Genomic DNA, 23,488 nt, shown 5'->3' on the forward strand with positions numbered 1-23,488 from the left:
TGACATCAAGCGCCGCGCGGTCGTCTTTGCGTACCACAACGTTGGCGTGCGCTGCCTGCGCGTGCTCGCGGCACGCGGCATTCAGGTCGAACTCGTTGTCACGCATGAAGACAACGCTGCCGAGAACATCTGGTTCGGCAGCGTGCGCGCCACGGCACAGGAACTGGGCATCCCGTTCGTCACGCCGGACAACGCCAACGGGGAAGGCCTCCACGCCCGCATCGCCGCCATCGCGCCGGACTTCATTTTCTCGTTCTACTACCGGCACATGATCCCGATGTCGCTGTTGAGCCTCGCCAAGTTCGGCGCGTTCAACATGCACGGGTCGCTGCTGCCCAAGTATCGCGGCCGCGTGCCGATCAACTGGGCGGTGCTGCATGGCGAAACCGAAACCGGTGCCACGCTGCATGAAATGGTGGAAAAGCCGGATGCCGGTTACATCGTCGACCAGACAATCGTGCCGATCCTGCCGGACGACACCGCACATGACGTGTTCGAAAAGGCCACCGTGGCCGCCGAACAAACGCTGTGGCGCGCACTGCCCACAATGATTGCCGGGCAAATCCCGCAGCACCCGAATGTGCTCGCCGACGGCAGCTACTTCGGCGGCCGCAAGCCCGAAGACGGCCGCATCAATTGGTCCAAATCGGCGCAGCAGGTCTACAACCTGATCCGCGCCGTCGCGCCGCCCTACCCTGGTGCATTTACGGATGCCGGCAAAGGTGACGCCAACGCGCGCTACATCGTCGCGCGCGCGCGTCTGGCGCATCAAACCTTCACGAATTTGCCCCCAGGCTTGCACGTCGTGGATAATGCGATGTTCGGCGTGTGCGGCGATGGGGGAGCCATCGCCATTCACGAGCTCTGGCGCGTCGAGCCCCAAGCTGCCAGCGGTACGTCCGTCGTGACCGCGCAGCAGCTCGCCAGCCAGCTCGCCCTCTTCTGATTTTCGGTTTGCCCTCATGAAAAAAGTACTAATCCTCGGCGTCAACGGCTTCATCGGCCACCACCTGTCCAAACGCATCCTGGAGACCACCGACTGGGAGGTCTACGGCATGGACATGCAGACCGAGCGCCTGGGCGACCTGGTCAACCACCCGCGCATGCACTTCTTCGAGGGTGACATCACCATTAACAAGGAGTGGGTCGAGTATCACGTGAAGAAGTGCGACGTGATCCTGCCGCTGGTGGCCATCGCCACGCCGTCGACTTACGTCAAAGATCCGCTGCGCGTGTTCGAGCTGGACTTTGAAGCCAACCTGCCGATCGTTCGTTCGGCTGCCAAGTACGGCAAGCACCTAGTCTTCCCGTCGACCTCCGAGGTCTACGGCATGTGCAGCGACTCGGAATTCGATCCCGAAGCCTCGCCGCTGATCTATGGCCCGATCAACAAGCCGCGCTGGATCTACGCCTGCTCCAAGCAGCTGATGGATCGCGTGATCTGGGGTTACGGCATGGAAGGCCTGAACTTCACGCTGTTCCGCCCGTTCAACTGGATCGGCCCGGGCCTGGACTCGATCTACACCCCGAAGGAAGGTTCGTCGCGCGTTGTGACGCAGTTCCTCGGCCACATCGTGCGCGGTGAGAACATCAAGCTCGTCGACGGTGGCAGCCAGAAACGCGCCTTCACGTACATCGATGACGGCATCGACGCGCTGGTGCGCATCATCGCCAACAAGGATGGCGTCGCCTCGGGCAAGATCTACAACATCGGCAACCCGTCGAACAACTACTCGGTGCGCGAGCTGGCCAACATGATGTTGGAGCAAGCCGCCAAGATCGACGAGTACAAGGACACCGCCAAGCAAGTCCAACTGGTGGAAACGACCTCCGGCGCCTACTACGGCAACGGCTACCAGGACGTGCAGAACCGCGTGCCGAAGATCGCCAACACCATGGACGAACTCGGCTGGAAGCCGACCACCACGATGCAGGACGCGCTGGCGAACATCTTCGAAGCGTATCGCACGCACGTGGCCGACGCCCGCAGCCTGGTCGAAGAAGGCAACGGCAACAAGTAACAGCACCACCCCGCGCAGGTCCATGGCTCTCATCGTTCTCAAGATCGACGTCGACACCCTGCGCGGCACCCGCGAAGGCGTGCCCAATCTCTCGCGCATGCTGCGTGAGCACGAGGCAGGCGCGACCTTCCTCTTCAGCCTCGGCCCGGATCACACCGGCTGGGCGCTGCGCCGGGCATTCCGCCCTGGCTTCCTGAAGAAAGTTTCCCGCACGTCCGTGGTCGAGCACTACGGCTTGCGCACGCTGATGTATGGCGTGCTGCTGCCCGGGCCCGACATCGGCCGCAAGGCTGCTGCCGAGATGCGTGCCATTGCGGAGGCAGGTTTCGAGACCGGCATCCACACGTGGGACCACGTCCGCTGGCAAGACAACGTCCGCCAGCGCGACGCCGCTTGGACCGCCCGCCAGATGAGCGCCGCGCACGCGCGCTTCGTGCAGGTCTTCGGCCAGCCGCCCGTTACGCACGGCGCCGCCGGCTGGCAGATGAACGACCACGCTTTCCGCCAAATCGACGCCTGGGGCATGGCCTACGCCTCCGACGGCCGCGGCACGCATCCATACATTCCGAGCGTCGATGGACAGGCGCTCAACCACGTGCAATTGCCGACCACGCTGCCGACGCTGGACGAACTCATCGGCGTGGATGACATCACCCTCGACAACGTCGCCCGGCACATCCTCAAGATGACCGAATCCGACCGTGATCAGGTGTTTACCTTGCACGCGGAGCTTGAAGGCCAGAAACTCGCCCCGATCTTTCGCCAGTTGCTGCAGGGCTGGCGCGCGCAGGGCCATCGGCTGGCGTCGATGGGCGATTACTACGCGACGCTCGATCGCAGCACCCTGCCCGTGCAGCCCGTCACGTGGGGCGAAATTGCCGGCCGCAGCGGCAGCCTCATCGTTCAGCCGGCCTGATCTGCATTGATCGGCTGCGGGCGGGCTGCACTTTCCCCATCCGCGAGCTTGCAGTCCTTCTCTGGGGTTTTCCGGAATACCACCATGCCCGTCACTCTCGACAAGCCTCTTCCCGAGTTCTCCGCGCCCGCCACGAGCGGCATCACGTTCTCGCCGGCGTCGCAGCGCGGCAAGATCGTCGTGCTGTATTTCTATCCGAAGGACAACACGCCCGGCTGCACCACCGAGGCGATGAACTTCCGCGACCAGTACGACGCCTTTGAAGCCACAGGCGCCGTGGTGTTCGGCATCTCGCGCGACAGCCTGAAATCGCATGAGAACTTCAAGGCCAAGCTAGAGATGCCGTTCGAGCTGATCTCCGACGCGGACGAAGCCGTCTGCAACCTCTTCGACACCATCAAGATGAAGAAGATGTACGGCAAGGACGTGCGCGGTATCGAACGTAGTACGTTCCTGATCGATGCCAAGGGCGTACTGCGCAAGGAATGGCGCGGCGTGAAGGTCCCCAACCATGTGGACGACGTGCTGGCGGCGGTGCGCGCGCTGTAACCCGCAGCGGGTTGCCGATGGGTCACGAAAGCGCCGCACAGGGCACCCTGGCGCTTCCCCTAAGGGGCAGTTTCGCGGGACTGCAACGCGGCGCTAGACGTCACATGTCACAGATTGCAAATACCAAAAGCTTCCGATACAGTCGGAACCGATGAGTACGAAATCCGGATGCCATTCCGATTGCCCACGACGGTACCGGCGGCCAAGTTGGCCTGATACCGCATCGGCGTTTTCCCCAGCGGCAAGGCTGGGCAGAACGTCCGAATCGTGCAGCTTGTTGTGGCGTTCATCTAGGCCGCCCCACCTCTCGCAGGTCATGGCGGCTTTTTTGTGGCCGTCGCTCACGCGTTCATGCACGCGGCGCGCCGCCACTTCCCTCAGCGTTTTCCATCAGCATCGCCTCGCCATCAACGAGTGCGGTGTTTCGTCGTTGTTTCCTCCAGAGAGGTAATCGAAGCATGCCGCTGCCGACCATGCCCACCCAGCCAGCCCAATTGCTCGACCCGGCTGAATTCAAGCCTTTCGGCAAAGCCGGAAAGCCCAAGGCGGGTCAGGAACCTCGAAAACCAGTGCCCGCACTCGAACGCGAGGCACTGTCCGAAACCGGCCGAGCGCAGCCTAAACGTGGCGCGGCCCAGGCACGCGCGGGGGAATCCTCTCCAGTCGCCAAGGAAGAGGCTCGCCAGCGCCCTGCCAGCATTCTCAAGGCCGTCGACAAGACGCCCGCGACCGGCAAGTCAACCGAAGCCGCGCCCCGCCGCCGCGCCCGCCGCGATGAGGGCCCGACCAAGCTGTTCGTGCTCGACACCAATGTGCTGATGCACGATCCGTCCTCCCTCTTCCGCTTTGAAGAGCACGACGTCTATCTGCCGATGATGACGTTGGAGGAGCTGGACAATCACAAGAAGGGCATGAGCGAAGTCGCGCGTAATGCCCGTACGGTCAGCCGCACCTTGGACCAGTTGGTGGCCGGTACCGAAGGCACGATGGACGACGGCCTGCCGCTGGCCAAGCTCGGCAACCGCGATGCGCAGGGGCACCTGTTCTTCCAGACGCGCCTGAACGACATCAAGCTGCCCGACGGCTTGCCGCAAGGTAAGGCGGACAACCAGATCCTGGGCGTGGTGTCGGCGCTGCAGCAACAGCGGCCGGATCGCCATGTCGTGCTGGTGTCGAAAGACATCAACATGCGGATCAAGGCGCGCGCCCTCGGCCTGCCAGCGGAGGACTACTTCAACGACCGCGTGCTGGAAGACACCGACCTGCTCTATAGCGGTGTGATGGCCCTGCCGGCGGATTTCTGGCAGAAGCACGGCAAGAATATCGAGAGCTGGCAGGATCCGAAGACGGGCACCACGTTCTATCGCCTGTCGGGGCCGCTGGTGCCATCGTTCCTGGTCAACCAGTTTGTCTTCCTGGAGCCGAATGACGGCAGCCTGCCGCTGTACGCACAGGTCCGCGAGTTGAACGGCAAGACAGCGGTGCTGCAGACGCTCAAGGATTTCACGCACCAGAAGAACAACGTCTGGGGCGTGACGGCGCGCAACCGCGAGCAGAACTTCGCGCTGAACCTGCTGATGCATCCGGAGGTGGATTTCGTCACGCTGCTGGGCTCGGCCGGCACGGGCAAGACGCTGCTGGCGCTGGCCGCAGGCCTGGAGCAGGTGCTGGACCAAAAGCTCTACAACGAGATCATCATCACGCGCGCCACCGTGCCCGTGGGTGAAGACATCGGCTTCCTGCCCGGCACGGAAGAAGAAAAGATGCAGCCATGGATGGGCGCCTTCGATGACAACCTCGAGGTGCTGCAGAAGTCCGATGACAACGCCGGCGAATGGGGCCGCGCGGCCACGCAGGAGCTGATCCGCTCGCGCATCAAGGTCAAGAGCATGAACTTCATGCGCGGCCGCACCTTCGTCAACAAGTTCCTGATCATCGACGAGGCACAGAACCTGACGCCCAAGCAGATGAAGACCTTGGTCACGCGTGCGGGCCCGGGCACCAAGATCGTCTGCCTGGGGAACATCGCGCAGATCGACACGCCGTACCTGACAGAGGGGTCGTCGGGCCTGACGTACGTGGTGGACCGCTTCAAGGGCTGGAGCCACAGCGGCCACATCACGCTGGCGCGCGGCGAGCGCTCGCGACTGGCGGATCACGCGTCGGACGTGCTGTAAGTACCACACGACAGCAAATCCGCCCGCCGCCAACCCTTGTGCCATCTAGGCCGCGCATTTGCGCGGCCTTTTTCTTGCTGCGTATTGGGCACCTCTCCCTTTTTCTCATGGAGGCCCAATGATGCCCATGCAACGAAATCTGCAGACCCGATCGCGCATGACCTTGATGTCGGCGGCGCTGGCGATGATGCTGTCCGCCGGCGCCTCCGTGGCGCTTGCCGACAACCTCACCCCGCAGACCTCCGGCCAGATCAGCTACGTCTGCGGCGGCGTTGCAGAGGACGAGCAGCAGGCGCTGAACGCGGAGGCGCGCAACTACAACCTGTCGCTCCTGTTTACGCAGGGGCCACGCGGTGAATATCTCTCCGACGTGAACGTTCAACTCACGCGACACGGCAAGGAGGTCGCCAATTTCCACGCCGACGGCCCGCGCTGCCTCATCAAAGCACCGCCCGCGAGCTATAACGTGATCGCCACCTACGAGGGCGCCACCAAACGCGCCACTGTGCAGACCGGCAGCACGCGCAACGTCCAGCTTCGCTGGTAACGCTGCCCGCAAAGCGCGACGCCATCGGGCCAAAGTCCGCAGACCCGCTCCCCGCTTGGCGTTGCGCCCCACCAACACGCCGCGCCGCCTGGTTTGGCATTCTCGCGCCGCGCGCATAGCATGCGACCTATCCGGACTTTTCTGATGGCGCATGCCGAAGCAGCACGGCTTTCTTCACAGCGACACGCGACTGGCAGGCGCAGCCCTGCTGGCGTTGGTGTGCCTGCTGTCTGCTTGCTCGTCCACGCCAACGCGCTCGACGGCTTCGCGCGACCCTGGTGCGCTTCGCACGCGAGGCGCCCCCATCAACGACCCGAGCGCCGGCCTCGAAGAAATCTCCATCGAGGCCATGGCGCTGGTCGGCACGCCGTACCGCTACGGCGGCAACACGCCAGACAGCGGCTTCGATTGCAGCGGGCTCGTCCGCTACGTCGTACAGCGGGCCGCCGCTGTGAACCTCCCGCGCACCGCCGCCGAAATGGGCCGACGCGGCACGGCACTCGAGCGCCGCGACGTTGCCTCGGGCGACTTGGTGTTCTTCAACACGACCGGCCAGGCGAACTCGCATGTCGGCATTTATGTCGGCCAAAACCGCTTCGTACACGCGCCCGCCACGGGCGGCACCGTCCGGCTGGAAGACATGACCAAGTCGTATTGGGCGAGCCGCTACATGGGCGCACGCCGCGTGGTGGCGGTCAGCAACCTGCCAGATGCGCCCGGCCCTTCGAGTACGCCAATCCCTGCGCCGGCTACCCCTGCGCGCCCGATCGATGAGGATCCGCTCGGCACCTTGGCGCGCACCCGTAGCGCAACAGCTGTCGTCGCCGCGCCGGCGGACGATGACCCCATCGCCCGCTTCGCCACGCAGTAGCGCGCAGTAACGCTTCTTCGCACCCGCCAATGCAAAACGCCCACCGGAATGGTGGGCGTTTCGTTTTAGGTGATGCGAGCAGACTTACAGCACGTGCTTGCCGATCCACCAGGCAATCGCCGCCATGAAGGCCGACGCGGGAATCGTCAGGATCCACGCCCAGACGATGTTGCCTGCCACACCCCAACGCACCGCGGATGCCTTCTGCGCCGCGCCCACACCGACGATGGCGCCGGTAATCGTGTGCGTCGTCGATACTGGCACGCCCAGCGCCGAAGCGAAGAAAAGCGTCAATGCACCACCAGTTTCAGCGCAGAAACCGCCCACCGGCTTAAGCTTGGTGATCTTCTGGCCCATCGTGCGCACAATCCGCCAGCCGCCCAGCAACGTGCCCAGGCCAATCGCCACATAGCAGCAGACGATCACCCACACCGGCGGCGTCTCGGCCGTTGCGGACGCATAACCGCCCGCGATCAGCAGCATCCAGATGATGCCGATGGTCTTCTGCGCGTCGTTACCGCCGTGGCCCAGGCTGTACAGCGAAGCCGAGAGCAACTGCAAGCGCCGGAACCACCGGTCCACCTTCGAAGGCGGCGTTCGGAAGAACAACCACGACACTGCCACCATCAACAGCGAGCCCAAGATGAAGCCCAGCAGCGGCGAAATCAGGATGAACGCCACCGTCTTCAGCAAACCGCTCGCCACCAGCGAGCCCGTGCCCGACTTGGCCACCGCCGAGCCGATCAGCCCGCCGATCAGCGCATGCGACGAGCTGGACGGAATGCCGTAGTACCACGTGATGATGTTCCACGCGATGGCACCCACCAAGGCGCCGAAGATGACGTAGTGATCAACGATGGACGGGTCGATCGTATCCCGCCCCACCGTCGTGGCCACCTTGAGGTGGAAGATGAAAATGGCGATCACATTGCAGGCCGCGGCCATCGCCACCGCCTGCTGTGGCTTGAGCACGCCGGTCGACACCACCGTAGCGATGGAGTTGGCCGCGTCGTGGAAGCCATTCATGAAGTCGAACACGATGGCCAGCGCCACCAGCAGGACGATCACCCAGAGACTGATCTGAAGCGTATGCATGAGGCGTCGTCTCGTCAGGCGTTTTCGAGCACGATGCCTTCGATGATGTTGGCGACATCCTCGCAACAATCGGTGACGCTCTCCAGTTGCTCGTAGATGGCCTTGAGCTTGATCAGCAGCTTGATGTCGTTTTCCGTGCGGAACAACTTGGCCATGGCGGCGCGCATCACGCGATCAGCTTCCGACTCCAGTCGGTCGATTTCCTGCGCAATGGTCAGAATCTGGCGGCCGTTATTCATGTCGTCGAGCAACGCCACGGCCTTGCGAACCTCTTCGCAGCACGCCACACAGATGGTGGCAAGCTGGCGCGCCTCGTCCGTCACGTTGGTGACGTCGTACAGCGAGATGGTGAGCGACACGTCTTCCATCAAGTCGAGGATGTCGTCCATCGTCGTGATCAGCTTGTGGATCTCATCGCGATCCAGCGGCGTGATGAAGGTCTTGTGCAGCAGCTCAACCGTGTCATGCGTGATGCGATCGGCTTTCTTCTCGAAGTTCTGCACATTGCGTGCATGCATTTCAGCATTGGGCAAGTCATTGACCAGCTCTTTGAGCGCATGGGCCGCTTTGACGGCGCACTCGGCGTGCTGGTTGAAATACTCGAAGAACTTGCCTTCGGTGGGCATGAAGCGACCGAACATGATGATCCTTGGGAACGGGAAAAGCAGGAGTCGTAAAAACAGCGCCGAACGGGATCACCGTCGGCGCTGTCATTAAAACGCAATATTTTACCGGAACCGGCCCCGTGCCATGCGTGGCACGTTGTGGCGGTCCGACATGAAAAGACGATTATGTGTCGTTATCGAAGAAAGCGTTGCCGCCGGTGAAGTTGTCGAACTTCGTGTATTCACCCAGGAAGGTCAGGCGAACGGTACCGATGGGGCCGTTACGCTGCTTACCGATAATGATTTCGGCGGTGCCCTTGTCCGGCGAATCCGGGTTGTAGACCTGGTCGCGATAGATAAACAGGATCACGTCGGCATCCTGTTCGATAGCGCCGGATTCCCGCAAGTCGGACATCACCGGGCGTTTGTTCGGGCGCTGTTCCAGGCTTCGGTTCAGCTGTGACAGCGCGATCACCGGGCAGTTGAGTTCCTTCGCCAAGCCTTTGAGCGAACGGGAGATTTCCGAGATTTCGGTCGCGCGGTTTTCGCCGCTGCCCGAGCCCGACATCAGCTGCAAGTAATCGATAACGATCAGGCCGAGCTGCCCGCACTGACGCGCTAAGCGACGTGACCGCGCGCGCAATTCCATCGGGTTCAGCGCCGGCGTTTCATCGATGAAGAGCTGCGCATCGTTCATCTTCTGGATGGCGTGCGTCAGGCGTGGCCAATCTTCGTCGAGCAGGCGGCCGGTCCGTAGGCGGTGCTGATCCAGCCGACCGACGGAACCCAACATACGCATCGCGAGCTGCGTACCCGCCATTTCCATCGAGAACACGGCCACCGGCAGACCCTGCTCCACCGCAACGTGCTCGCCGATATTCAGTGAGAACGCGGTCTTGCCCATCGAGGGACGGCCGGCAACGATGATCAGGTCACCGCCCTGCATACCGCTGGTCATGCGGTCGAGGTCGACAAAGCCCGTCGGCACGCCGGTGATATCGCTCTGGTTGTCGCGGTGGTACAGCTCGTCGATGCGCTCGACCACCTGTGTCAGCAGCGGCTGAATTTCCAGGAAGCCCTTCTGACCGCGAGCGCCCTCTTCAGCAATCGCGAACACCTTGGACTCGGCCTCGTCCAGCAGTTGGCGCACGTCGCGCCCTTGTGGGTTGAAGGCACCCGCAGAGATTTCGTCGGCAATCGTCACCAGCTGACGCAACACGCCGCGGTCGCGGACGATTTCCGCATAGCGGCGGATGTTGGCCGCACTCGGCGTGTTCTGTGCCAGCGCGTTCAGATAGGCCAGGCCGCCCACCTCTTCCGCCTTGCCTGCCGCCTGCAACTGCTCATACACCGTGATCACGTCGGCCGGCTTGGCCTGCGAGATCAGCTTGCCGATGTTGTGGAAGATCAGCCGGTGGTCGTAGCGGTAGAAGTCGTGCTCGTTGATGAAATCGGCAATGCGATCCCAGGCGGCGTTATCCAACAGCAACCCGCCGAGCACCGATTGTTCGGCCTCGATGGAATGCGGAGGCACCTTGAGGGAATCGAGCTGGGGATCGGAGGGCGCGTTCATGGCGGGATTATAACGGCGCTGCTCGGTCTTCAATCTGCACCCCTGAACAAAGGACAACAAAAAAGGCAGAGACTTTCGTCCCTGCCTTCTTGACTCGCGCTGACCGATTTCCCGGGCGCCGCGAGTTAAAGCGTACGTGCTTAGACGGTCTCGCCTTGCACCGACACGGTCACGTCAACTGCCACATCCGTGTGCAGCGACACAACGACCGCGTGCTCGCCCACGGTCTTCAGCGGGCCGTTCGGCAGACGCACTTGCGCCTTCTCGACCTTGAAGCCTTGTGCGTTCAGCGCATCGGCGATGTCGTGGTTGGTGACAGAGCCGAACAGACGGCCATCCACACCAGCCTTTTGCGACAGTTGCAGCGTCAGGCCGTTCAGCTTTTCGCCTTCGGCTTGTGCGGCTGCCAGCTTTTCAGCGGCCAGCTTTTCCAGCTCAGCGCGGCGGGCTTCGAATTCCTTGATGGCGGAATCGGTAGCACGGCGGGCTTGCTTGTTCGGGATCAGGAAGTTACGAGCGTAACCGTCCTTCACGCGCACCACGTCGCCCAGGTTACCCAGGTTGACGACCTTCTCGAGCAGAATAATTTGCATTGTGAGTTCTCCTTATCCCGCTTGATTAGTGCTTGTGCTGATCGGTGTAGGGCATCAGCGCGAGGAAACGTGCACGCTTGATGGCCGTGTCCAGTTGGCGCTGATAGATCGCGCGCGTGCCGGTCAGGCGGGCCGGCGTGATCTTGCCGTTCTCGCCGATGAAGTCCTTGAGCGTGTCCAGATCCTTGTAGTCGATCTGCTCAACGCCGGCCACGGTGAAGCGGCAGAACTTCTTGCGCTTGAACAACGGGTTTTGCTGCTGGAAGCGCTTCTTGTTCTTCGCGTCGCGCTGCTTCTTGTTCATGAATGCCATGATTCAATCCTTTACGAATACGTTACATCCGGAGATGTGAAAGACCACTGTCTTGCTGCTGCGGTGCTTGCGAGCCAGGAACCCGACGCAATCCAGGACAGTGCCTGGCGCAATCCGATCCAGAACAGAAGCCATCTTGCCGGCTGCCAGCGCTTCCATCGAAAACTCGATCTGTCGCACTGTCTGCGCTTCCATCGCCTGCCCGCTGTAGTTCAGCAGACAATTGACGATGGGCACGCCGGCCGGGGTGTACCGCATCACCTCGCGCTCGACCAATGTGGCGACGAGCTGCAGACGGTTGATAGCGTTGTCCCCGAAGGTTTCGTTCATGCTCGCGGTGCGTGATGACATGGCACCGCACCGCGCAACATCAGGCGGCCTGTTCGGTCTGAGCGGCGGCCTTCTTGGCCTCTTCGCGTGCGACTTCCTTCATCATCGGCGACGGCGCCGTTTCAGCCTTCTTGGTCTGAACGATGAGGTGACGCAGCACGGCGTCGTTGAACTTGAACGCGTGCTCGAGTTCAGCCAGGGTTTCCTTGCCGCACTCGATGTTCAGGCAAACGTAGTGAGCCTTGGCCAGCTTCTGGATCATGTAGGCCAGTTGACGACGGCCCCAGTCCTCGACGCGGTGCACTTGGCCGCCTTGCGTGGTGACCGTGCTCTTGTAGCGCTCGATCATCGCGGGCACTTGCTCGCTCTGGTCCGGATGGACGATGAATACGATTTCGTAATGACGCATTGACGCTCCTTGTGGATTAAGCCGCCCGGGCGTCACACTCCGGTGCAGCAAGGTTGAATAGCCTGCCATTATACGCAGACTCATCCGATTTTTTCAATACCGATCAATGACTTGCTGCAGGGAAGCAGTTTCTGCCTGGGCGCGCCCTGCAGCAATGAGCAGCATCAGCAGCACACGCGCCTTGTACGGGTTGAGCGTGCCAGTCGACGCCCAACCCCGTACGTCATGTTGCGCCGGCACGATACCCGCACCTGTACGTGTTGAACGCAGCACAAAAACGCCCTGCTCGCTGGCGCGATTGAGCGCAGCTTCCAGATTCACGTGAATGGAACCGGCGCCGGTCGCGGCAACCACCAACCCCTTCACGCCTGCAGCGACCAGCGCATCGACGACCCGCGCATCCGGCTGCGCATAGCTGACCAGTACCTCCACCCACGGCCACTGGCCGACGGACGGCATCGGCAACACGTCCGCCGACTCCGGGCGCTGAGCGACACGTTGAAACTGCACCTGGGTATCGAGCACGAAGCCCACCGGGCCAACGTCCGGCGAGACAAACGCCTCCACCGCGTAGGTATGGGCTTTCTGCACATCACGTGCGGCATGCACCCGTTGATTCAGCGCCACAAGCACCCCACGCCCCCGCGAGGCCGGGCTCGCCGCGAGCCGCACCGCGTTCAGCAGGTTCAGCGGGCCATCGGCCGACAGCGACGTCGACGGCCGCATCGCTGCAGTGACCACGATAGGCGTATCGCCCTGCTGCGTCAGGTGCAGCAGCATGGCGGTTTCTTCGAGCGTGTCCGTACCGTGTGTGATGACCACACCGTCTACCCGCTCCACGTCAATCCAGTGGCGAATGCGAGCGACCAGCTTTTCCCAGACATCGAAAGTCAGATCCTTGCTGTCGATCTGGGCGACCTGCTCGGCGCGCACATTGGCAATGCGCTCCAGACCGAGCTTGCTCGCCGCGAGCAGTTGATCGATGGGAACGGCGCCGGCGCGGTAGCGTGCGGCGGAGCCAGCGTCGTCAGCGGAACCGGCGATCGTGCCGCCGGTGGCGAGGATGGCGATGGTAGGCAAGGACATCGTTGCAGGGATCCGTGATGAGGAAGCCGCGCATTGTATCCGCGTGTCACGCCTTTGCCGACGCGGATTTGCCCTCGCCCCGCCACAAACGCAAAACGCCGACCCAGGTGACATATGGGCCGGCGTTTGCAGCGGATGCGGTGTCGCTTATTTCTCGACGAAGGCGCGTTCGATGACGTAATCCCCCGCCTCGCCCATGCGCGGCGAGATCTTGAAGCCGCGCGCGTCGAGCAGCTTGCAGGTGTCTTCCAGCATCGCGGGGCTACCGCAGATCATGGCGCGGTCCACAGCCGGATCCAGCGGCGGCAGGCCGATGTCAGCGGAGAGCTTGCCGTTATCGGCCAGATCGGTCAGACGGCCCATGTTGCGGAACGGCTCACGCGTGACGGTCGGGTAGTAGATCAGCTTTTCGCGGACTTGGTCGCCAAAGAACTCGTTGTTCGGCAGCTCGCTGGTGATGAAGTCGGCGTAGGCCAACTCACTCACCTGGCGCACGCCGTGCAGCAGCACGACCTTTTCGAAACGCTCGTAGGTTTCGGGGTCTTGAATGATGCTCATGAACGGCGCCAGGCCGGTGCCCGTGCCGAACAGGTAGAGGTTTTTGCCGGGCAGCAGATCGTCCAGCACTAGCGTGCCGACGGGTTTCTTGCTCACCAGCAGCTTGTCGCCCACCTTCAGATGCTGCAGGCGCGACGTCAGCGGGCCGTTCTGCACCTTGATGCTGAAGAACTCCAGGTGTTCTTCATAGTTCGGACTGGCGATGCTGTACGCACGCATCAGCGGCTTGCCTTCGACTTCGAGGCCAATCATCACGAAATGGCCATTGTGGAAGCGCAGCGCTTGGTCGCGCGTCGTCTTGAAGCTGAAGAGGGAGTCGTTCCAGTGGTGGACGCTCAGAACGGTCTCTTGATTGAAAGCGGACATGATGTTCGGGCCGGCCTGTGAGCCTATGTGGCAGTGCGGAATACGGTCAAGGCCTTGATTTTATGCGATTCGCCACGGTCGCGCCTGCATGGATTGCGCATAAGCTTCTAACCAGCCGCATGGGTTTTGACGTGGATCAGCCGTACGCGCACCGACGATTCACGCCTCCAGCAACAAGTCACAACAAAATCACTTGCGCTTCCCGTGTCACTGTATAAAATCACAGCACCTGTTCAGATATACAGTACGCCGATGGCCACCCTCACTCCCCGCCAGCAGCAGATTTTTGACCTGATCCATCAGACGATCCAACGCACCGGCTTTCCGCCAACGCGCGCAGAGATCGCCGCGGAGTTCGGGTTCTCCTCGCCCAATGCCGCCGAGGAGCATTTGCGGGCGCTGGCGCGCAAGGGGGTGATCGAGCTGACGCCGGGCGCCTCACGCGGGATTCGGTTGCGCACGTTGGGCGATGCAGCACAGCACCAGTTTTCGTTGCCATCCATGGGGTTGATGCAGTTGACGCTGCCTCTGGTGGGCCGTGTGGCTGCCGGCAGCCCGATCCTGGCGGCCGAACATATCGACCGCCAATACCAGGTGGACCCGTCCCTCTTTTCCGCGCAGCCCGATTTTCTCCTGAAGGTCCGTGGCATGAGCATGCGCGATGCGGGCATTCTGGATGGTGACCTGCTGGCGGTGCAACGCGCCACGGAGGCGGCCAACGGCAAGATCGTCGTCGCGCGCCTGGGCGATGACGTGACGGTCAAGCGATTCCAGCGCAAGGGGCGTCATGTCGAACTGATTGCCGAGAACCCCGATTTCGAGCCGATCCACGTGAATCTGGATCGCGATGAGTTTCACTTGGAGGGCTTGGCCGTCGGTCTGATCCGGCCTGCTGCTCCGTAAGTCTGCGGCGCATATCGCGCCAACTCTTTCGCTGTTTTGCCCAACTTGGAGGTGAGCCACCGGCTCGCCAGGGCGGCTGCTTGCTGTCGATTTTTGCCGCTCGTCTTTCCATCCGAACCTACGAGGTCTGCCATGCGACTCGGATCGATGTCTTCCCGCCGCCGCCCGGTTCATCCGGTGCCCTTCCGCCAAACCCAGGGCGTGCGCATCTATCAAGGGGAACAGCGCCGCACGATGGTCGGCAGCATGGAGGCCATCTGCCGAATGCTGGATGCGATTCCCGCAGCCTCGCGCGCAGCCGGTGTTGAGGTTTTTTGAACTGTTTGAAGCGCGCTACGACAGCGATCAGGGCATACCCCAATGCTGTCGCCGCAACTGATTTCATACACTGGCCGAGCCCTGAGGACAGGGCTTTCTTCAACTGATTTTCGGCCCGCCATTTGAGCGGGCTGTTTTTTCAGTCTCGTGTCGATGCTGCGGCACATTGGCGAATGCTTCCCAACAACACGGACGTTTACCCGGATGTTGTTTGCCGCGCGTGACAGTAGTATTGCCAATGCCCTCAGGGGCAATGAGATCGCTGAATTGGAAGCCCGCACGTCGCGGGCTCTTTTTTTTCTACGGCCGGCCGGCGCTAAACGCTCCCCGCCTTCTCGACAACGAGAATCCGCGCCTCGCCGCGTGGGTGGGCCACATGCTCGCAGCCAACCCCTGCAAAGAAGATGTCGCCCGCTTGTAGCGTCGCGACTTTCTCCTCTCCGGCTTCGCGGTAGTGCATGTCGACCGTGCCATCGAGCACCACGAAGACCTCCTCGCCGTCGTTCACGTGCCAGCGGTAGGGCTGATCCGTCCAATGCAGGCGCGTGGTGATGCCGCCCATGTTGGCGATGTCGAGTGCACCCCATGCACGCTCGGCGGTAAACGATTTGGCGCGGATGATCTTCATGGCGATCGCGTGGCGATTACTGCATCGACTGCAGATTGCCGATGCGCACCAGCATCTCGGTGAACATCTGCATATCGAGGTCGAGGTCCGGCACTTCCTTGTACTCGTTGGCGTTGTGCGCGGTGTACTTCTTGCCGGGCATGGCCGGGCCAAAATTGATGGCATTCGGCATCAGCTTGGCAGTGGTACTGCCGGCGGTCGGCACGGGCTTGGCGTCCAGGCCGGTCGTATCGCCGTAGATGTTGAGCAGCGTCGACAGCCAAGCGCCCTTCGGGTCACGTGCCATCCAGTTGCCCTGGTCGTAGCTGATCTCCAGCGCGATGTGGTTGGTGTTGGCCCACGCGTTGATCTTGTCGGCAACCTCGCCGCGCAACGCATCGGGCGTCTTGCCGCGCGGCATGCGCACGTTGGCGGTCACCTCGACGCGGCCGTTCTTGTCGCCGATCACGTTGGGCGACATGGTGAGCGGCCCCATGAAGTCGTCCTTGTAGGCGAGGCCCATGGTGCTGCCGAGATAGTCGGTGCCATACAGGTCGGTGATGTAGCGCACGGCATGGGCGTAGGCGTTGTCGGCCAAGCCAAGATCGGCTGCGCGCAGGAACAGCGCCAGGCGAGGCAACGGGTTGACCCCCTCTTCCGGACGCGAACCGTGGGCCGACGTGCCGGTGACCTTCACGACAATGCTGTCTGCATTGCGTGTGATGTCGATTGAGAACTTGCCCTGCGCTGCCAGGCTGCTGACGAACGCATCGCGCTTGGCTTCAAGCGCAGCCGCCGCGACACCCAGATCCCCGCCCTTGAGCGTAGCCGTCGCCGTTTGCGGAACGGCGTTGGCGGAGGCCGCGCCGCTCATCGACACGATGGCCGTGCGGGCCGCATCTCCAGCCTGCGCGGGGAAGAATACCTTCAATGCGCCCGAACCCTTCTCTGCCACGACAGCGGGGTATTTGCTGTCGAGCACGATGTTGTACGCGGGCAATTGCGTGCGCTCGCGGTAGTACTTCATGCCGTCGCCGCCGGTTTCCTCGGTGGTCTCGATCATCAAGCGGATCGTGCGGGCGAGCGGCACACCGCTGTCCTTGACGGTCTTCATGGCGTACATCGCGGCGGCAATCGAGCCCTTGTCATCGATCGTGCCGCGGCCATACAGCAGATTGCCCACACGCGTGACCTTGAACGGATCAAGCTTGGTGCCATCGCCGAGTACCCACTCTTCAGCCTTTGCAGGCACGACGTCGGCGTGGGTCAGAATGCCGAACTCATCCGAGCCGGTGCCCGGCAGCGTCACTTCGAACACGCGGTTGTCGACGTTGCGGAATTTCAGGCCGAAATCGTGCGCCATCCCCTCGACCAACTTGCCGAAGGCCACGATGGCGGGGTTCTCGTGCTGCGGGATCTTGTCATCGCGCACCGTCGGCAGCGCGACCATTTTCTCGATGGATTCGATCACCGCCTGTTGGTTGTGCAGACGGTTGTACACGCCGAGCAAGCGGCCAACGTTGACAAGGTCATCCCCCGTCAGCGGCGCTTTCTTGCGATACGCAGCAACGCTACGCGCAACTTGCGGGTCGGCCTTGGCGGCCGCCGACAGAAAACGGTTCAGGTTGTCCGACGCCTTGGTTTGCTCGGCGGCAATCAACGCATCCAACTGTGGCTTCTGAAGCGTGGCAGCAAAAGCGCCGCCATTCAGGGTGAGCGACAGCGCAAGCGTCAGGGTGGACAAGCCAATACGGGCAGAACGTTGCATCGATGCGGTTCCAGAAAAGGGAAGGCGCCATCATAGGGGCGATGCCGGCTGCGCGCATTGTGCGGCGCAAAAAGCGCGCAGCTGCATCGGCGCACGTTATGCTGGAGCTTTCCCGGGAGGCCTGCCACATGGAACCGCGTCTGGATACCGACCCTGCCCTGCTTGGGGTGCTTGAGGAACTGAAGCGGCTCGAACCGATCTTCCACCGTCCCGAACGCGCGACCCGCCGCGAGGATTTCGAGCGGATGATCACGGAAGACTTCTGGGAGGTCGGCGCCTCTGGCCAACGTTACAGCCGCAACTACGTGCTCGGCGTGCTGGAAGCGCGGCGCGGCCACATCGGCGAAGACTTCTGGCAGACGCGTGACTTTCGCTGCCAGGAAATCGCGCCGGATAATTACCTGCTGACTTACACGCTGGTGCAATCGAATCGCATCACGCGTCGGGCGTCGTTGTGGCGGCGGACAGCTGATGGCTGGAAGGTGGCGTTCCACCAGGGGACAGTAGTGGCTGATGTATAGACGTAAAAAAGCCCGCAAAAAGCGGGCTTTTTTACTGAAACCTTTTGGGGTGACCGATGGGATTCGAACCCACGACAACCAGAATCACAATCTGGGACTCTACCAACTGAGCTACGGCCACCGTAGTACGAACAGCTTGAACTGATTGCTGCCCGACGAAAAATGAGATTATACAAACATTCTTCCAGCGTGACTAGGGGGCAGCGAAAATTATGCGGCAGCCACCTCTTCATTGGATTCATCGCCACGCCGCAGATAGGCCCGCGCCTCGTCAAACAACGCGTGCGCATCGGCCAGCGTCTTGACGCGGCCGAGCGCCTTGGAGTCCGACAGCACGCGCCGCCACCCACGCGCACCCGCCACGCCGCGATACAGCCCCAGCATGTGGCGCACCGCCGCGCCGGCATAACCGCCCCGCTCCACCCAGCGGCCGACGTAGTCGATCATCGCGCCCTCAATTTCGGCGCGCGTTGGCGTGTCCGCGTCTGCACCGTAGTACTGCGCATCGAACGCCGCCATCAAATACGGATGGTGATACGCCTCGCGGCCGATCATCACGCCGTCAATGTGTGCGAGATGCGTGTCGATCTGTTCGAGCGTCTGCACGCCGCCGTTGAGCAGGATTTCCAGGCGCGGAAAATCCCGCTTGAGCTGGTAGACGACTTCGTAGCGCAGCGGCGGAATCTCGCGGTTCTCCTTGGGGCTCAGGCCCTTCAGGATGGCGTTGCGCGCGTGGACGATGAAGGTCTCGCAGCCGGCCTCGGCGATGGTGCCAACGAAATCGCGCACAAAATCGTAGGTTTCGATCGCGTCGATGCCGATGCGGTGCTTGACCGTCACGGGAACCGACACCGCATCACGCATTGCCTTGACGCCCTCCGCGACGAGCTTGGGCTCCGCCATCAGGCAAGCACCGAAGGCACCGCGCTGCACGCGCTCCGATGGGCAGCCGCAGTTGAGGTTGATCTCTTTGTAGCCCCACTTTTCCCCGAGCCGGGCGGCCTGGGCTAGGTCGTCGGGTTCGCTGCCGCCAAGCTGCAGCGCCACGGGATGTTCCACCCCATTGAAATCGAGGTGGCGCGGCACATCGCCGTGCAGGAGCGCGCCGGTCGTCACCATTTCCGTGTACAGCCAGGTGTGGCGCGAGATCTGGCGGTGGAAGTAGCGGCAATGTCTATCCGTCCAGTCCATCATCGGGGCAACGGACAGGCGGCGCGGGTTTATGGTGGGGCGTTCAGCGGTCACAGCAGGATCAACAATTCAATTCAGGCGCGCAGTTTACCGGTTCTAGTCCGACAGCCCCAGCAGCGGATGCTGCTCGCGGCGCCACGGCGAGACGAAGAACGCAGCCACCTCGTCAGCACGTACGGCGTCAACGTTGGCGTGCTTCCATTTGGGCGCGTGGTCCTTGTCGATGGCGAGCGCGCGAATGCCTTCGATGCCGTCACCTTCAGCAAACACGTGCGTCATCATGTCCAGTTCGCGGCGCAGCTCGTCAGCCAGCGTGGTGTGCCGGCCGCGGCGGATCAGCTCCAGCGTGACGGCCATCATCAGCGGCGAGCGTTTGGCTATGTGAGCGGCGGTTTGCGCGGCCCATTCGGTGTCGGCGCTGCCCGCCAGGTTGGCCAGGATGCCTTGCACGGTGTCCTGGTTAAAACACGCATCGATTGCGTCGCGATGCGCGGCGACGATGGATTTGGATGCATCCGGCTCGGTCGCCGCATCCGTCAAGCACGCGGCGATCTGCTCGGCGCTGTGCCAATTGCCGTCGCGCAGGCGCTGCACAACAGCGGCCAGTGCGTCCCTAGTGACGTGGCAATCGGCCAGCCCCACCGACAGCGCATCCGCCGCTTCGATCATCTGCCCGGTCACCCCGAGGTATTCGCCCACGCTGCCCGGCACACGCGCCAGGAACCAGCCGCCGCCCACGTCCGGGAACAGGCCAATGTTGGTTTCAGGCATGGCCATCTTCGTGCGCTCGGTCACCACGCGTAGCGATGCGCCTTGCGAGATCCCCATGCCGCCGCCCATCACCACGCCGTCCATCAACGCGATGTAGGGCTTGGCATAGCTGAAGATCAAGTGGTTGAGGCGGTATTCCTCGGTGAAGAACGTGATGAGCTGCGGGTCACCCGCCGTCGCAGCGCGGTGGAAAAAACGGATATCGCCGCCAGCGCACAGGGCCTTGCCGCCCTCGCCGCACAGGATCACGGCGTGCACCTCCGGATCGTGCTGCCACGCCAGCAGCGCGTGCGACATCGCTCGGATCATCTCCAGCGACAGCGCATTGAGCGCCTGCGGCCGGTTCAGCGTGAGCCAACCGATACCGCCGCGTACTTCAGCGATCACGTTGGACTGAACATCGGCCTGCGAAGCCACGGAGGCAGTTGATGCGGTGGATTCCATGTCTCTTGAATGTTGTGGATTGTTGTACGAATAACGGGTCGCACTGTACACGAGCAGACCAATTTGCGAGGGCGGGCTCTAGACCGCCCTCTTTCGCGCGGCACGTGTTGGGCGTATATCTGCCGGCTGGAGACAACCCACATCACAACAATTCAATGGCCCCGACCCATGACGCGCCCGCGTCGAGTTTTGACCCCGGCTTGATCCTGCTGGCATTTGCACCGGTCTTCCTGCTGACCATCGGCGCGGAGGCGTGGTACTGGCGCAAGCGTGATCCCTCCGTCTACAGCCTCAAGGACACTGTTTCAAACGCCTGCCTCGCGCTCATGCACCAGGCATCGGACGCGTTCTTCCTGTGGCTGATGATCAAGACGGTCTACGCGTGGACATATAACCATGGCCTGCGCGCCGCGCCTGAGACGGGATGGTCGTTCGCACTACTCCTGCTGCTGCAGGATTTTCTGTACTACTTCTTCCACCGCGCCAGCCACCGCGTGCGCTGGATGTGGGCATCGCACGTGACGCACCATTCGTCGGAAGGGATGAATTTTTCGACTGCATTTCGCCAGAGCCTGACGTATCCGATCTCGGGAATGTGGCTGTTCTGGATTCCGCTGGCGTGGATCGGTTTCGCGCCGGATTGGGTGATCCTGGCCGTCGGCCTGAACCTGGCGTTCCAGTTCTTCGTGCATACGCGGCTGGGCGCGCTGGATTCGCGCCACGCGGGCTTCTGGCGATGGCTTGGGCAGTACGTCAACACGCCGTCGGTACATCGCGTGCACCACGCCAAGAACCCGCAGTACATCGACCGCAACTACGCCGGTGTGCTGACCCTCTGGGATCGCATGTTCGGCAGCTTCGTCCCCGAAGAAGAGGCACCGACCTTTGGCATCACGCGGCAAGTCCACACGCACAACCCGATCACCCTCACCTTCCACGAATGGCGCGACATGTGGGTCGATGTGTTTCGCGATCGGGACATCCGCTACCTGTGGAAGCCGCCTGAATGGCGCAGCCCCCGTTCGACGTTGACGGCCGAACCGAGCGGCATTGGCTCGCCTTCCTGAGCACGAGCACCAAAACAAAAACGCCCCGAAACCTCGGGGCGTTTTTATCAGCAGATCGCCTGGCGATCAGACCGCTTCTTCACGCGAGGCGCGCTTGCGCTCGTGTTCCTTTAGGTGACGCTTGCGCAGGCGGATGCTCTTCGGCGTGACTTCCACCAGTTCATCGTCGGCGATGAATTCCACCGCGTATTCCAGCGACATCTGGATCGGCGGGACCAGGCGCACGGCTTCGTCAGTACCCGACGCACGCACGTTGGTCAGCTGCTTGCCCTTGATCGGGTTGACGACCAGATCGTTGTCGCGGCTGTGAATGCCGATGATCATGCCTTCGTACAGCGCATCGCCCGGCGACACGAACATGCGACCGCGGTCCTGCAGCTTCCACAGTGCGTAGGCCACGGCAGCGCCGTCGTCCTGCGAGATCAGCACGCCGTTGTGACGCTCGCCCAGATCGCCTTCCTTGACCGGGGAGTAGTCGTCGAAGATGTGGCTGATCAGGCCGGTGCCGCGCGTCAGCGTCAGGAATTCACCCTGGAAGCCGATCAGGCCACGGGCCGGAATGCGGTATTCCAAGCGGGTACGGCCCTTGCCGTCGGACGCCATGTCGAGCAGTTCGCCCTTGCGGCGGCCCAGCTCTTCCATCACGCCGCCCTGGTGGCCGTCTTCCACGTCCACGGTCAGGCGTTCGAACGGCTCGCATTTCACGCCGTCGATTTCCTTGAACACCACGCGCGGGCGCGACACAGCCAGCTCGTAGCCTTCACGGCGCATGTTTTCCACCAGAATCGTCAGGTGCAGTTCGCCACGGCCCGACACTTCGAAGATCGTGTCGTCGCCAGTGTCCTTCACGCGCAGTGCCACGTTGGACTTCAGCTCGCGGTCCAGACGGTCGCGCAGTTGGCGGCTCGTCACGAACTTGCCTTCGCGGCCAGCCAGCGGCGAGGTGTTGACGCAGAAGTTCATCGTCAGCGTCGGCTCGTCCACCTTCAGCATCGGCAGTGCGTCCTGGGCGTCCGGCGCACACACGGTGCAGCCGATACCCAACTCTTCAATACCGTTGATCAGCACGATGTCGCCGGCTTCCGCTTCCGGCACGATCTCGCGCTCCAGGCCGCGGAACTTCAGCACTTGGTTGACACGGCCCTTGATCGGCGCGCCTTCCGGGCCGAACTTGACCACCACATCTTGCAGCGGACGCACGCGGCCACGCGTGATGCGGCCCACGCCGATCTTGCCGACGTAGCTCGAGTAATCCAGCGAGATGATCTGCAGCTGAAGCGGGCCGTTCGGGTCATCGTCACGCTGCGGCACTTTCTCGAGAATGGTCTCGAACAGCGGCTTCATGTCGCCGCTGCGCACGTCGTCGGTCAAGCCGGCGTAACCGTTCAGGCCCGAGGCGTACACGATGGGGAAGTCGAGCTGCTCGTCACTGGCGCCCAGCTTATCGAACAGCTCGAAGGTCTCGTTGATCACCCAGTCCGGACGTGCACCCGGGCGGTCCACCTTGTTGATCACGACGATCGGCTTCAAGCCCAGGGCCAGCGCCTTGCGCGTCACAAAGCGCGTCTGCGGCATCGGGCCTTCTTGGGCATCCACCAGCAGCAGCACACCGTCAACCATCGACAGCACACGCTCCACCTCGCCGCCGAAGTCGGCGTGTCCCGGCGTGTCGACGATGTTGATGTGCGTGCCGTTGTACTCGACCGCGCAGTTCTTGGCCAAGATCGTGATGCCGCGCTCTTTTTCGATGTCGTTCGAATCCATCACGCGCTCGGTGAGCTGCTCGTTCTCGCGGAACGTACCGGCTTGGCGGAGGAGCTGGTCGACCAGGGTGGTTTTGCCGTGGTCAACGTGGGCAATGATGGCGATGTTGCGAAGCGCGCGCATGG

General features: G+C 62.4%; 25 protein-coding genes and 1 tRNA gene. 11 read left to right on the forward strand and 15 right to left on the reverse strand.

Annotated features, from left to right (window positions below; genetic code table 11):
* Positions 1-4: 4 nt before the first annotated feature.
* The 7 genes from ACN9M1_RS08690 to ACN9M1_RS08720 all read left to right on the forward strand — a co-directional run bounded on the left by ACN9M1_RS08690 (position 5) and on the right by ACN9M1_RS08720 (position 7,081).
* The gene (locus ACN9M1_RS08690; protein ID WP_426398833.1) at positions 5-946 is read left to right on the forward strand and encodes a formyltransferase; all 942 of its coding nucleotides are present in this window, start codon (positions 5-7) and stop codon (positions 944-946) included.
* A gap of 16 nt (positions 947-962) precedes the next feature.
* On the forward strand, positions 963-2,021 hold the full coding sequence (locus ACN9M1_RS08695; RefSeq protein WP_426393612.1) for a bifunctional UDP-4-keto-pentose/UDP-xylose synthase: 1,059 nt from the start codon (positions 963-965) through the stop codon (positions 2,019-2,021).
* Positions 2,022-2,043: 22 nt separating this feature from the next.
* Complete coding sequence (locus ACN9M1_RS08700) at positions 2,044-2,937, forward strand: 4-deoxy-4-formamido-L-arabinose-phosphoundecaprenol deformylase (RefSeq protein WP_426393614.1); 894 nt, start codon at positions 2,044-2,046, stop codon at positions 2,935-2,937.
* Positions 2,938-3,021: 84 nt separating this feature from the next.
* On the forward strand, positions 3,022-3,486 hold the full coding sequence (locus tag ACN9M1_RS08705; RefSeq protein WP_426393615.1) for a peroxiredoxin: 465 nt from the start codon (positions 3,022-3,024) through the stop codon (positions 3,484-3,486).
* A 458-nt stretch (positions 3,487-3,944) separates the two neighbouring features.
* Positions 3,945-5,663, forward strand: a complete 1,719-nt coding sequence (locus ACN9M1_RS08710; protein WP_426393617.1) for a PhoH family protein — start codon at positions 3,945-3,947, stop codon at positions 5,661-5,663.
* Between the two features lie 121 nt (positions 5,664-5,784).
* Entirely contained in the window at positions 5,785-6,210 is a 426-nt protein-coding gene (locus ACN9M1_RS08715) for a hypothetical protein (protein WP_426398834.1), read from the forward strand.
* A 151-nt stretch (positions 6,211-6,361) separates the two neighbouring features.
* Positions 6,362-7,081, forward strand: a complete 720-nt coding sequence (locus ACN9M1_RS08720; protein WP_426393618.1) for a C40 family peptidase — start codon at positions 6,362-6,364, stop codon at positions 7,079-7,081.
* Between the two features lie 84 nt (positions 7,082-7,165).
* Here the strand turns inward: ACN9M1_RS08720 and ACN9M1_RS08725 are convergent, their stop codons facing one another.
* The 9 genes from ACN9M1_RS08725 to ACN9M1_RS08765 form a co-directional block, all read right to left on the reverse strand.
* On the reverse strand, positions 7,166-8,176 hold the full coding sequence (locus ACN9M1_RS08725) for an anion permease (RefSeq protein ID WP_426393620.1): 1,011 nt from the start codon (positions 8,174-8,176) through the stop codon (positions 7,166-7,168).
* 14 nt (positions 8,177-8,190) lie between these two features.
* Positions 8,191-8,817: a DUF47 domain-containing protein gene (locus tag ACN9M1_RS08730; RefSeq protein WP_426393622.1), complete on the reverse strand. Its 627-nt coding sequence runs from the start codon at positions 8,815-8,817 to the stop codon at positions 8,191-8,193.
* 148 nt (positions 8,818-8,965) lie between these two features.
* Positions 8,966-10,354: a replicative DNA helicase gene (locus ACN9M1_RS08735; protein WP_426393623.1), complete on the reverse strand. Its 1,389-nt coding sequence runs from the start codon at positions 10,352-10,354 to the stop codon at positions 8,966-8,968.
* Between the two features lie 140 nt (positions 10,355-10,494).
* Positions 10,495-10,947: a 50S ribosomal protein L9 gene (gene rplI / locus ACN9M1_RS08740; protein WP_426393625.1), complete on the reverse strand. Its 453-nt coding sequence runs from the start codon at positions 10,945-10,947 to the stop codon at positions 10,495-10,497.
* A 25-nt stretch (positions 10,948-10,972) separates the two neighbouring features.
* Positions 10,973-11,251, reverse strand: coding sequence for a 30S ribosomal protein S18 (gene rpsR, locus ACN9M1_RS08745; RefSeq protein WP_037022304.1), 279 nt, complete (start codon positions 11,249-11,251; stop codon positions 10,973-10,975).
* A gap of 12 nt (positions 11,252-11,263) precedes the next feature.
* Positions 11,264-11,590: a primosomal replication protein N gene (priB, locus tag ACN9M1_RS08750; protein ID WP_426398835.1), complete on the reverse strand. Its 327-nt coding sequence runs from the start codon at positions 11,588-11,590 to the stop codon at positions 11,264-11,266.
* 40 nt (positions 11,591-11,630) lie between these two features.
* Complete coding sequence (rpsF, locus tag ACN9M1_RS08755) at positions 11,631-11,999, reverse strand: 30S ribosomal protein S6 (RefSeq protein ID WP_027677553.1); 369 nt, start codon at positions 11,997-11,999, stop codon at positions 11,631-11,633.
* Positions 12,000-12,092: 93 nt separating this feature from the next.
* Positions 12,093-13,085: an asparaginase gene (locus tag ACN9M1_RS08760; RefSeq protein WP_426393627.1), complete on the reverse strand. Its 993-nt coding sequence runs from the start codon at positions 13,083-13,085 to the stop codon at positions 12,093-12,095.
* A 147-nt stretch (positions 13,086-13,232) separates the two neighbouring features.
* Entirely contained in the window at positions 13,233-14,009 is a 777-nt protein-coding gene (locus tag ACN9M1_RS08765; protein WP_426393628.1) for a ferredoxin--NADP reductase, read from the reverse strand.
* A gap of 252 nt (positions 14,010-14,261) precedes the next feature.
* Here ACN9M1_RS08765 and lexA point away from each other — a divergent pair, with 252 nt between their 5' ends.
* Positions 14,262-14,912 carry a transcriptional repressor LexA gene (gene lexA / locus ACN9M1_RS08770; protein ID WP_426398836.1) on the forward strand — a complete coding sequence of 217 codons (651 nt, stop codon included), beginning with the start codon at positions 14,262-14,264 and terminating at the stop codon, positions 14,910-14,912.
* A gap of 132 nt (positions 14,913-15,044) precedes the next feature.
* Positions 15,045-15,230, forward strand: a complete 186-nt coding sequence (locus tag ACN9M1_RS08775; RefSeq protein ID WP_426393630.1) for a hypothetical protein — start codon at positions 15,045-15,047, stop codon at positions 15,228-15,230.
* A gap of 316 nt (positions 15,231-15,546) precedes the next feature.
* Here ACN9M1_RS08775 and ACN9M1_RS08780 read toward each other — a convergent pair whose 3' ends face one another.
* Together ACN9M1_RS08780 and ACN9M1_RS08785 are read right to left on the reverse strand one after the other, a co-directional pair.
* The gene (locus ACN9M1_RS08780; protein WP_426393632.1) at positions 15,547-15,858 is read right to left on the reverse strand and encodes a cupin domain-containing protein; all 312 of its coding nucleotides are present in this window, start codon (positions 15,856-15,858) and stop codon (positions 15,547-15,549) included.
* Positions 15,859-15,874: 16 nt separating this feature from the next.
* Entirely contained in the window at positions 15,875-17,605 is a 1,731-nt protein-coding gene (locus ACN9M1_RS08785) for a dipeptidase (protein WP_426393634.1), read from the reverse strand.
* A gap of 128 nt (positions 17,606-17,733) precedes the next feature.
* Here ACN9M1_RS08785 and ACN9M1_RS08790 point away from each other — a divergent pair, with 128 nt between their 5' ends.
* The gene (locus tag ACN9M1_RS08790; RefSeq protein ID WP_426398837.1) at positions 17,734-18,126 is read left to right on the forward strand and encodes a DUF4440 domain-containing protein; all 393 of its coding nucleotides are present in this window, start codon (positions 17,734-17,736) and stop codon (positions 18,124-18,126) included.
* A 45-nt stretch (positions 18,127-18,171) separates the two neighbouring features.
* Here the strand turns inward: ACN9M1_RS08790 and ACN9M1_RS08795 are convergent.
* The 3 genes from ACN9M1_RS08795 to ACN9M1_RS08805 all read right to left on the reverse strand — a co-directional run bounded on the left by ACN9M1_RS08795 (position 18,172) and on the right by ACN9M1_RS08805 (position 20,532).
* Positions 18,172-18,247: transfer RNA gene (locus ACN9M1_RS08795), tRNA-His, on the reverse strand.
* An 89-nt stretch (positions 18,248-18,336) separates the two neighbouring features.
* Entirely contained in the window at positions 18,337-19,320 is a 984-nt protein-coding gene (dusA, locus tag ACN9M1_RS08800; protein WP_426398838.1) for a tRNA dihydrouridine(20/20a) synthase DusA, read from the reverse strand.
* A 93-nt stretch (positions 19,321-19,413) separates the two neighbouring features.
* The gene (locus ACN9M1_RS08805) at positions 19,414-20,532 is read right to left on the reverse strand and encodes an enoyl-CoA hydratase/isomerase family protein (protein ID WP_426393636.1); all 1,119 of its coding nucleotides are present in this window, start codon (positions 20,530-20,532) and stop codon (positions 19,414-19,416) included.
* A 155-nt stretch (positions 20,533-20,687) separates the two neighbouring features.
* Here ACN9M1_RS08805 and ACN9M1_RS08810 point away from each other — a divergent pair, with 155 nt between their 5' ends.
* Entirely contained in the window at positions 20,688-21,599 is a 912-nt protein-coding gene (locus ACN9M1_RS08810; protein WP_426393637.1) for a sterol desaturase family protein, read from the forward strand.
* 66 nt (positions 21,600-21,665) lie between these two features.
* Here the strand turns inward: ACN9M1_RS08810 and typA are convergent, their stop codons facing one another.
* The gene (gene typA, locus ACN9M1_RS08815) at positions 21,666-23,486 is read right to left on the reverse strand and encodes a translational GTPase TypA (RefSeq protein ID WP_426393638.1); all 1,821 of its coding nucleotides are present in this window, start codon (positions 23,484-23,486) and stop codon (positions 21,666-21,668) included.
* Positions 23,487-23,488: the final 2 nt, after the last annotated feature.

It is taken from the genome of Ralstonia sp. R-29 (genome assembly GCF_049913345.1).
GTDB lineage: Bacteria > Pseudomonadota > Gammaproteobacteria > Burkholderiales > Burkholderiaceae > Ralstonia.

Bases quoted from the DNA above. Each gene is read 5' to 3' on its own strand.
- ACN9M1_RS08695 (WP_426393612.1), top strand. From the start codon at position 963: ATGAAAAAAGTACTAATCCTCGGCGTCAACGGCTTCATCGGCCACCAC.
- ACN9M1_RS08700 (WP_426393614.1), top strand. From the start codon at position 2,044: ATGGCTCTCATCGTTCTCAAGATCGACGTCGACACCCTGCGCGGCACC.
- ACN9M1_RS08705 (WP_426393615.1), top strand. From the start codon at position 3,022: ATGCCCGTCACTCTCGACAAGCCTCTTCCCGAGTTCTCCGCGCCCGCC.
- ACN9M1_RS08710 (WP_426393617.1), top strand. From the start codon at position 3,945: ATGCCGCTGCCGACCATGCCCACCCAGCCAGCCCAATTGCTCGACCCG.
- ACN9M1_RS08715 (WP_426398834.1), top strand. From the start codon at position 5,785: ATGCCCATGCAACGAAATCTGCAGACCCGATCGCGCATGACCTTGATG.
- ACN9M1_RS08720 (WP_426393618.1), top strand. From the start codon at position 6,362: ATGCCGAAGCAGCACGGCTTTCTTCACAGCGACACGCGACTGGCAGGC.
- ACN9M1_RS08725 (WP_426393620.1), bottom strand. From the start codon at position 8,176: ATGCATACGCTTCAGATCAGTCTCTGGGTGATCGTCCTGCTGGTGGCG.
- ACN9M1_RS08730 (WP_426393622.1), bottom strand. From the start codon at position 8,817: ATGTTCGGTCGCTTCATGCCCACCGAAGGCAAGTTCTTCGAGTATTTC.
- ACN9M1_RS08735 (WP_426393623.1), bottom strand. From the start codon at position 10,354: ATGAACGCGCCCTCCGATCCCCAGCTCGATTCCCTCAAGGTGCCTCCG.
- rplI (WP_426393625.1), bottom strand. From the start codon at position 10,947: ATGCAAATTATTCTGCTCGAGAAGGTCGTCAACCTGGGTAACCTGGGC.
- rpsR (WP_037022304.1), bottom strand. From the start codon at position 11,251: ATGAACAAGAAGCAGCGCGACGCGAAGAACAAGAAGCGCTTCCAGCAG.
- priB (WP_426398835.1), bottom strand. From the start codon at position 11,590: ATGAACGAAACCTTCGGGGACAACGCTATCAACCGTCTGCAGCTCGTC.
- rpsF (WP_027677553.1), bottom strand. From the start codon at position 11,999: ATGCGTCATTACGAAATCGTATTCATCGTCCATCCGGACCAGAGCGAG.
- ACN9M1_RS08760 (WP_426393627.1), bottom strand. From the start codon at position 13,085: ATGTCCTTGCCTACCATCGCCATCCTCGCCACCGGCGGCACGATCGCC.
- ACN9M1_RS08765 (WP_426393628.1), bottom strand. From the start codon at position 14,009: ATGTCCGCTTTCAATCAAGAGACCGTTCTGAGCGTCCACCACTGGAAC.
- lexA (WP_426398836.1), top strand. From the start codon at position 14,262: ATGGCCACCCTCACTCCCCGCCAGCAGCAGATTTTTGACCTGATCCAT.
- ACN9M1_RS08775 (WP_426393630.1), top strand. From the start codon at position 15,045: ATGCGACTCGGATCGATGTCTTCCCGCCGCCGCCCGGTTCATCCGGTG.
- ACN9M1_RS08780 (WP_426393632.1), bottom strand. From the start codon at position 15,858: ATGAAGATCATCCGCGCCAAATCGTTTACCGCCGAGCGTGCATGGGGT.
- ACN9M1_RS08785 (WP_426393634.1), bottom strand. From the start codon at position 17,605: ATGCAACGTTCTGCCCGTATTGGCTTGTCCACCCTGACGCTTGCGCTG.
- ACN9M1_RS08790 (WP_426398837.1), top strand. From the start codon at position 17,734: ATGGAACCGCGTCTGGATACCGACCCTGCCCTGCTTGGGGTGCTTGAG.
- dusA (WP_426398838.1), bottom strand. From the start codon at position 19,320: ATGATGGACTGGACGGATAGACATTGCCGCTACTTCCACCGCCAGATC.
- ACN9M1_RS08805 (WP_426393636.1), bottom strand. From the start codon at position 20,532: ATGGAATCCACCGCATCAACTGCCTCCGTGGCTTCGCAGGCCGATGTT.
- ACN9M1_RS08810 (WP_426393637.1), top strand. From the start codon at position 20,688: ATGGCCCCGACCCATGACGCGCCCGCGTCGAGTTTTGACCCCGGCTTG.
- typA (WP_426393638.1), bottom strand. From the start codon at position 23,486: ATGCGCGCGCTTCGCAACATCGCCATCATTGCCCACGTTGACCACGGC.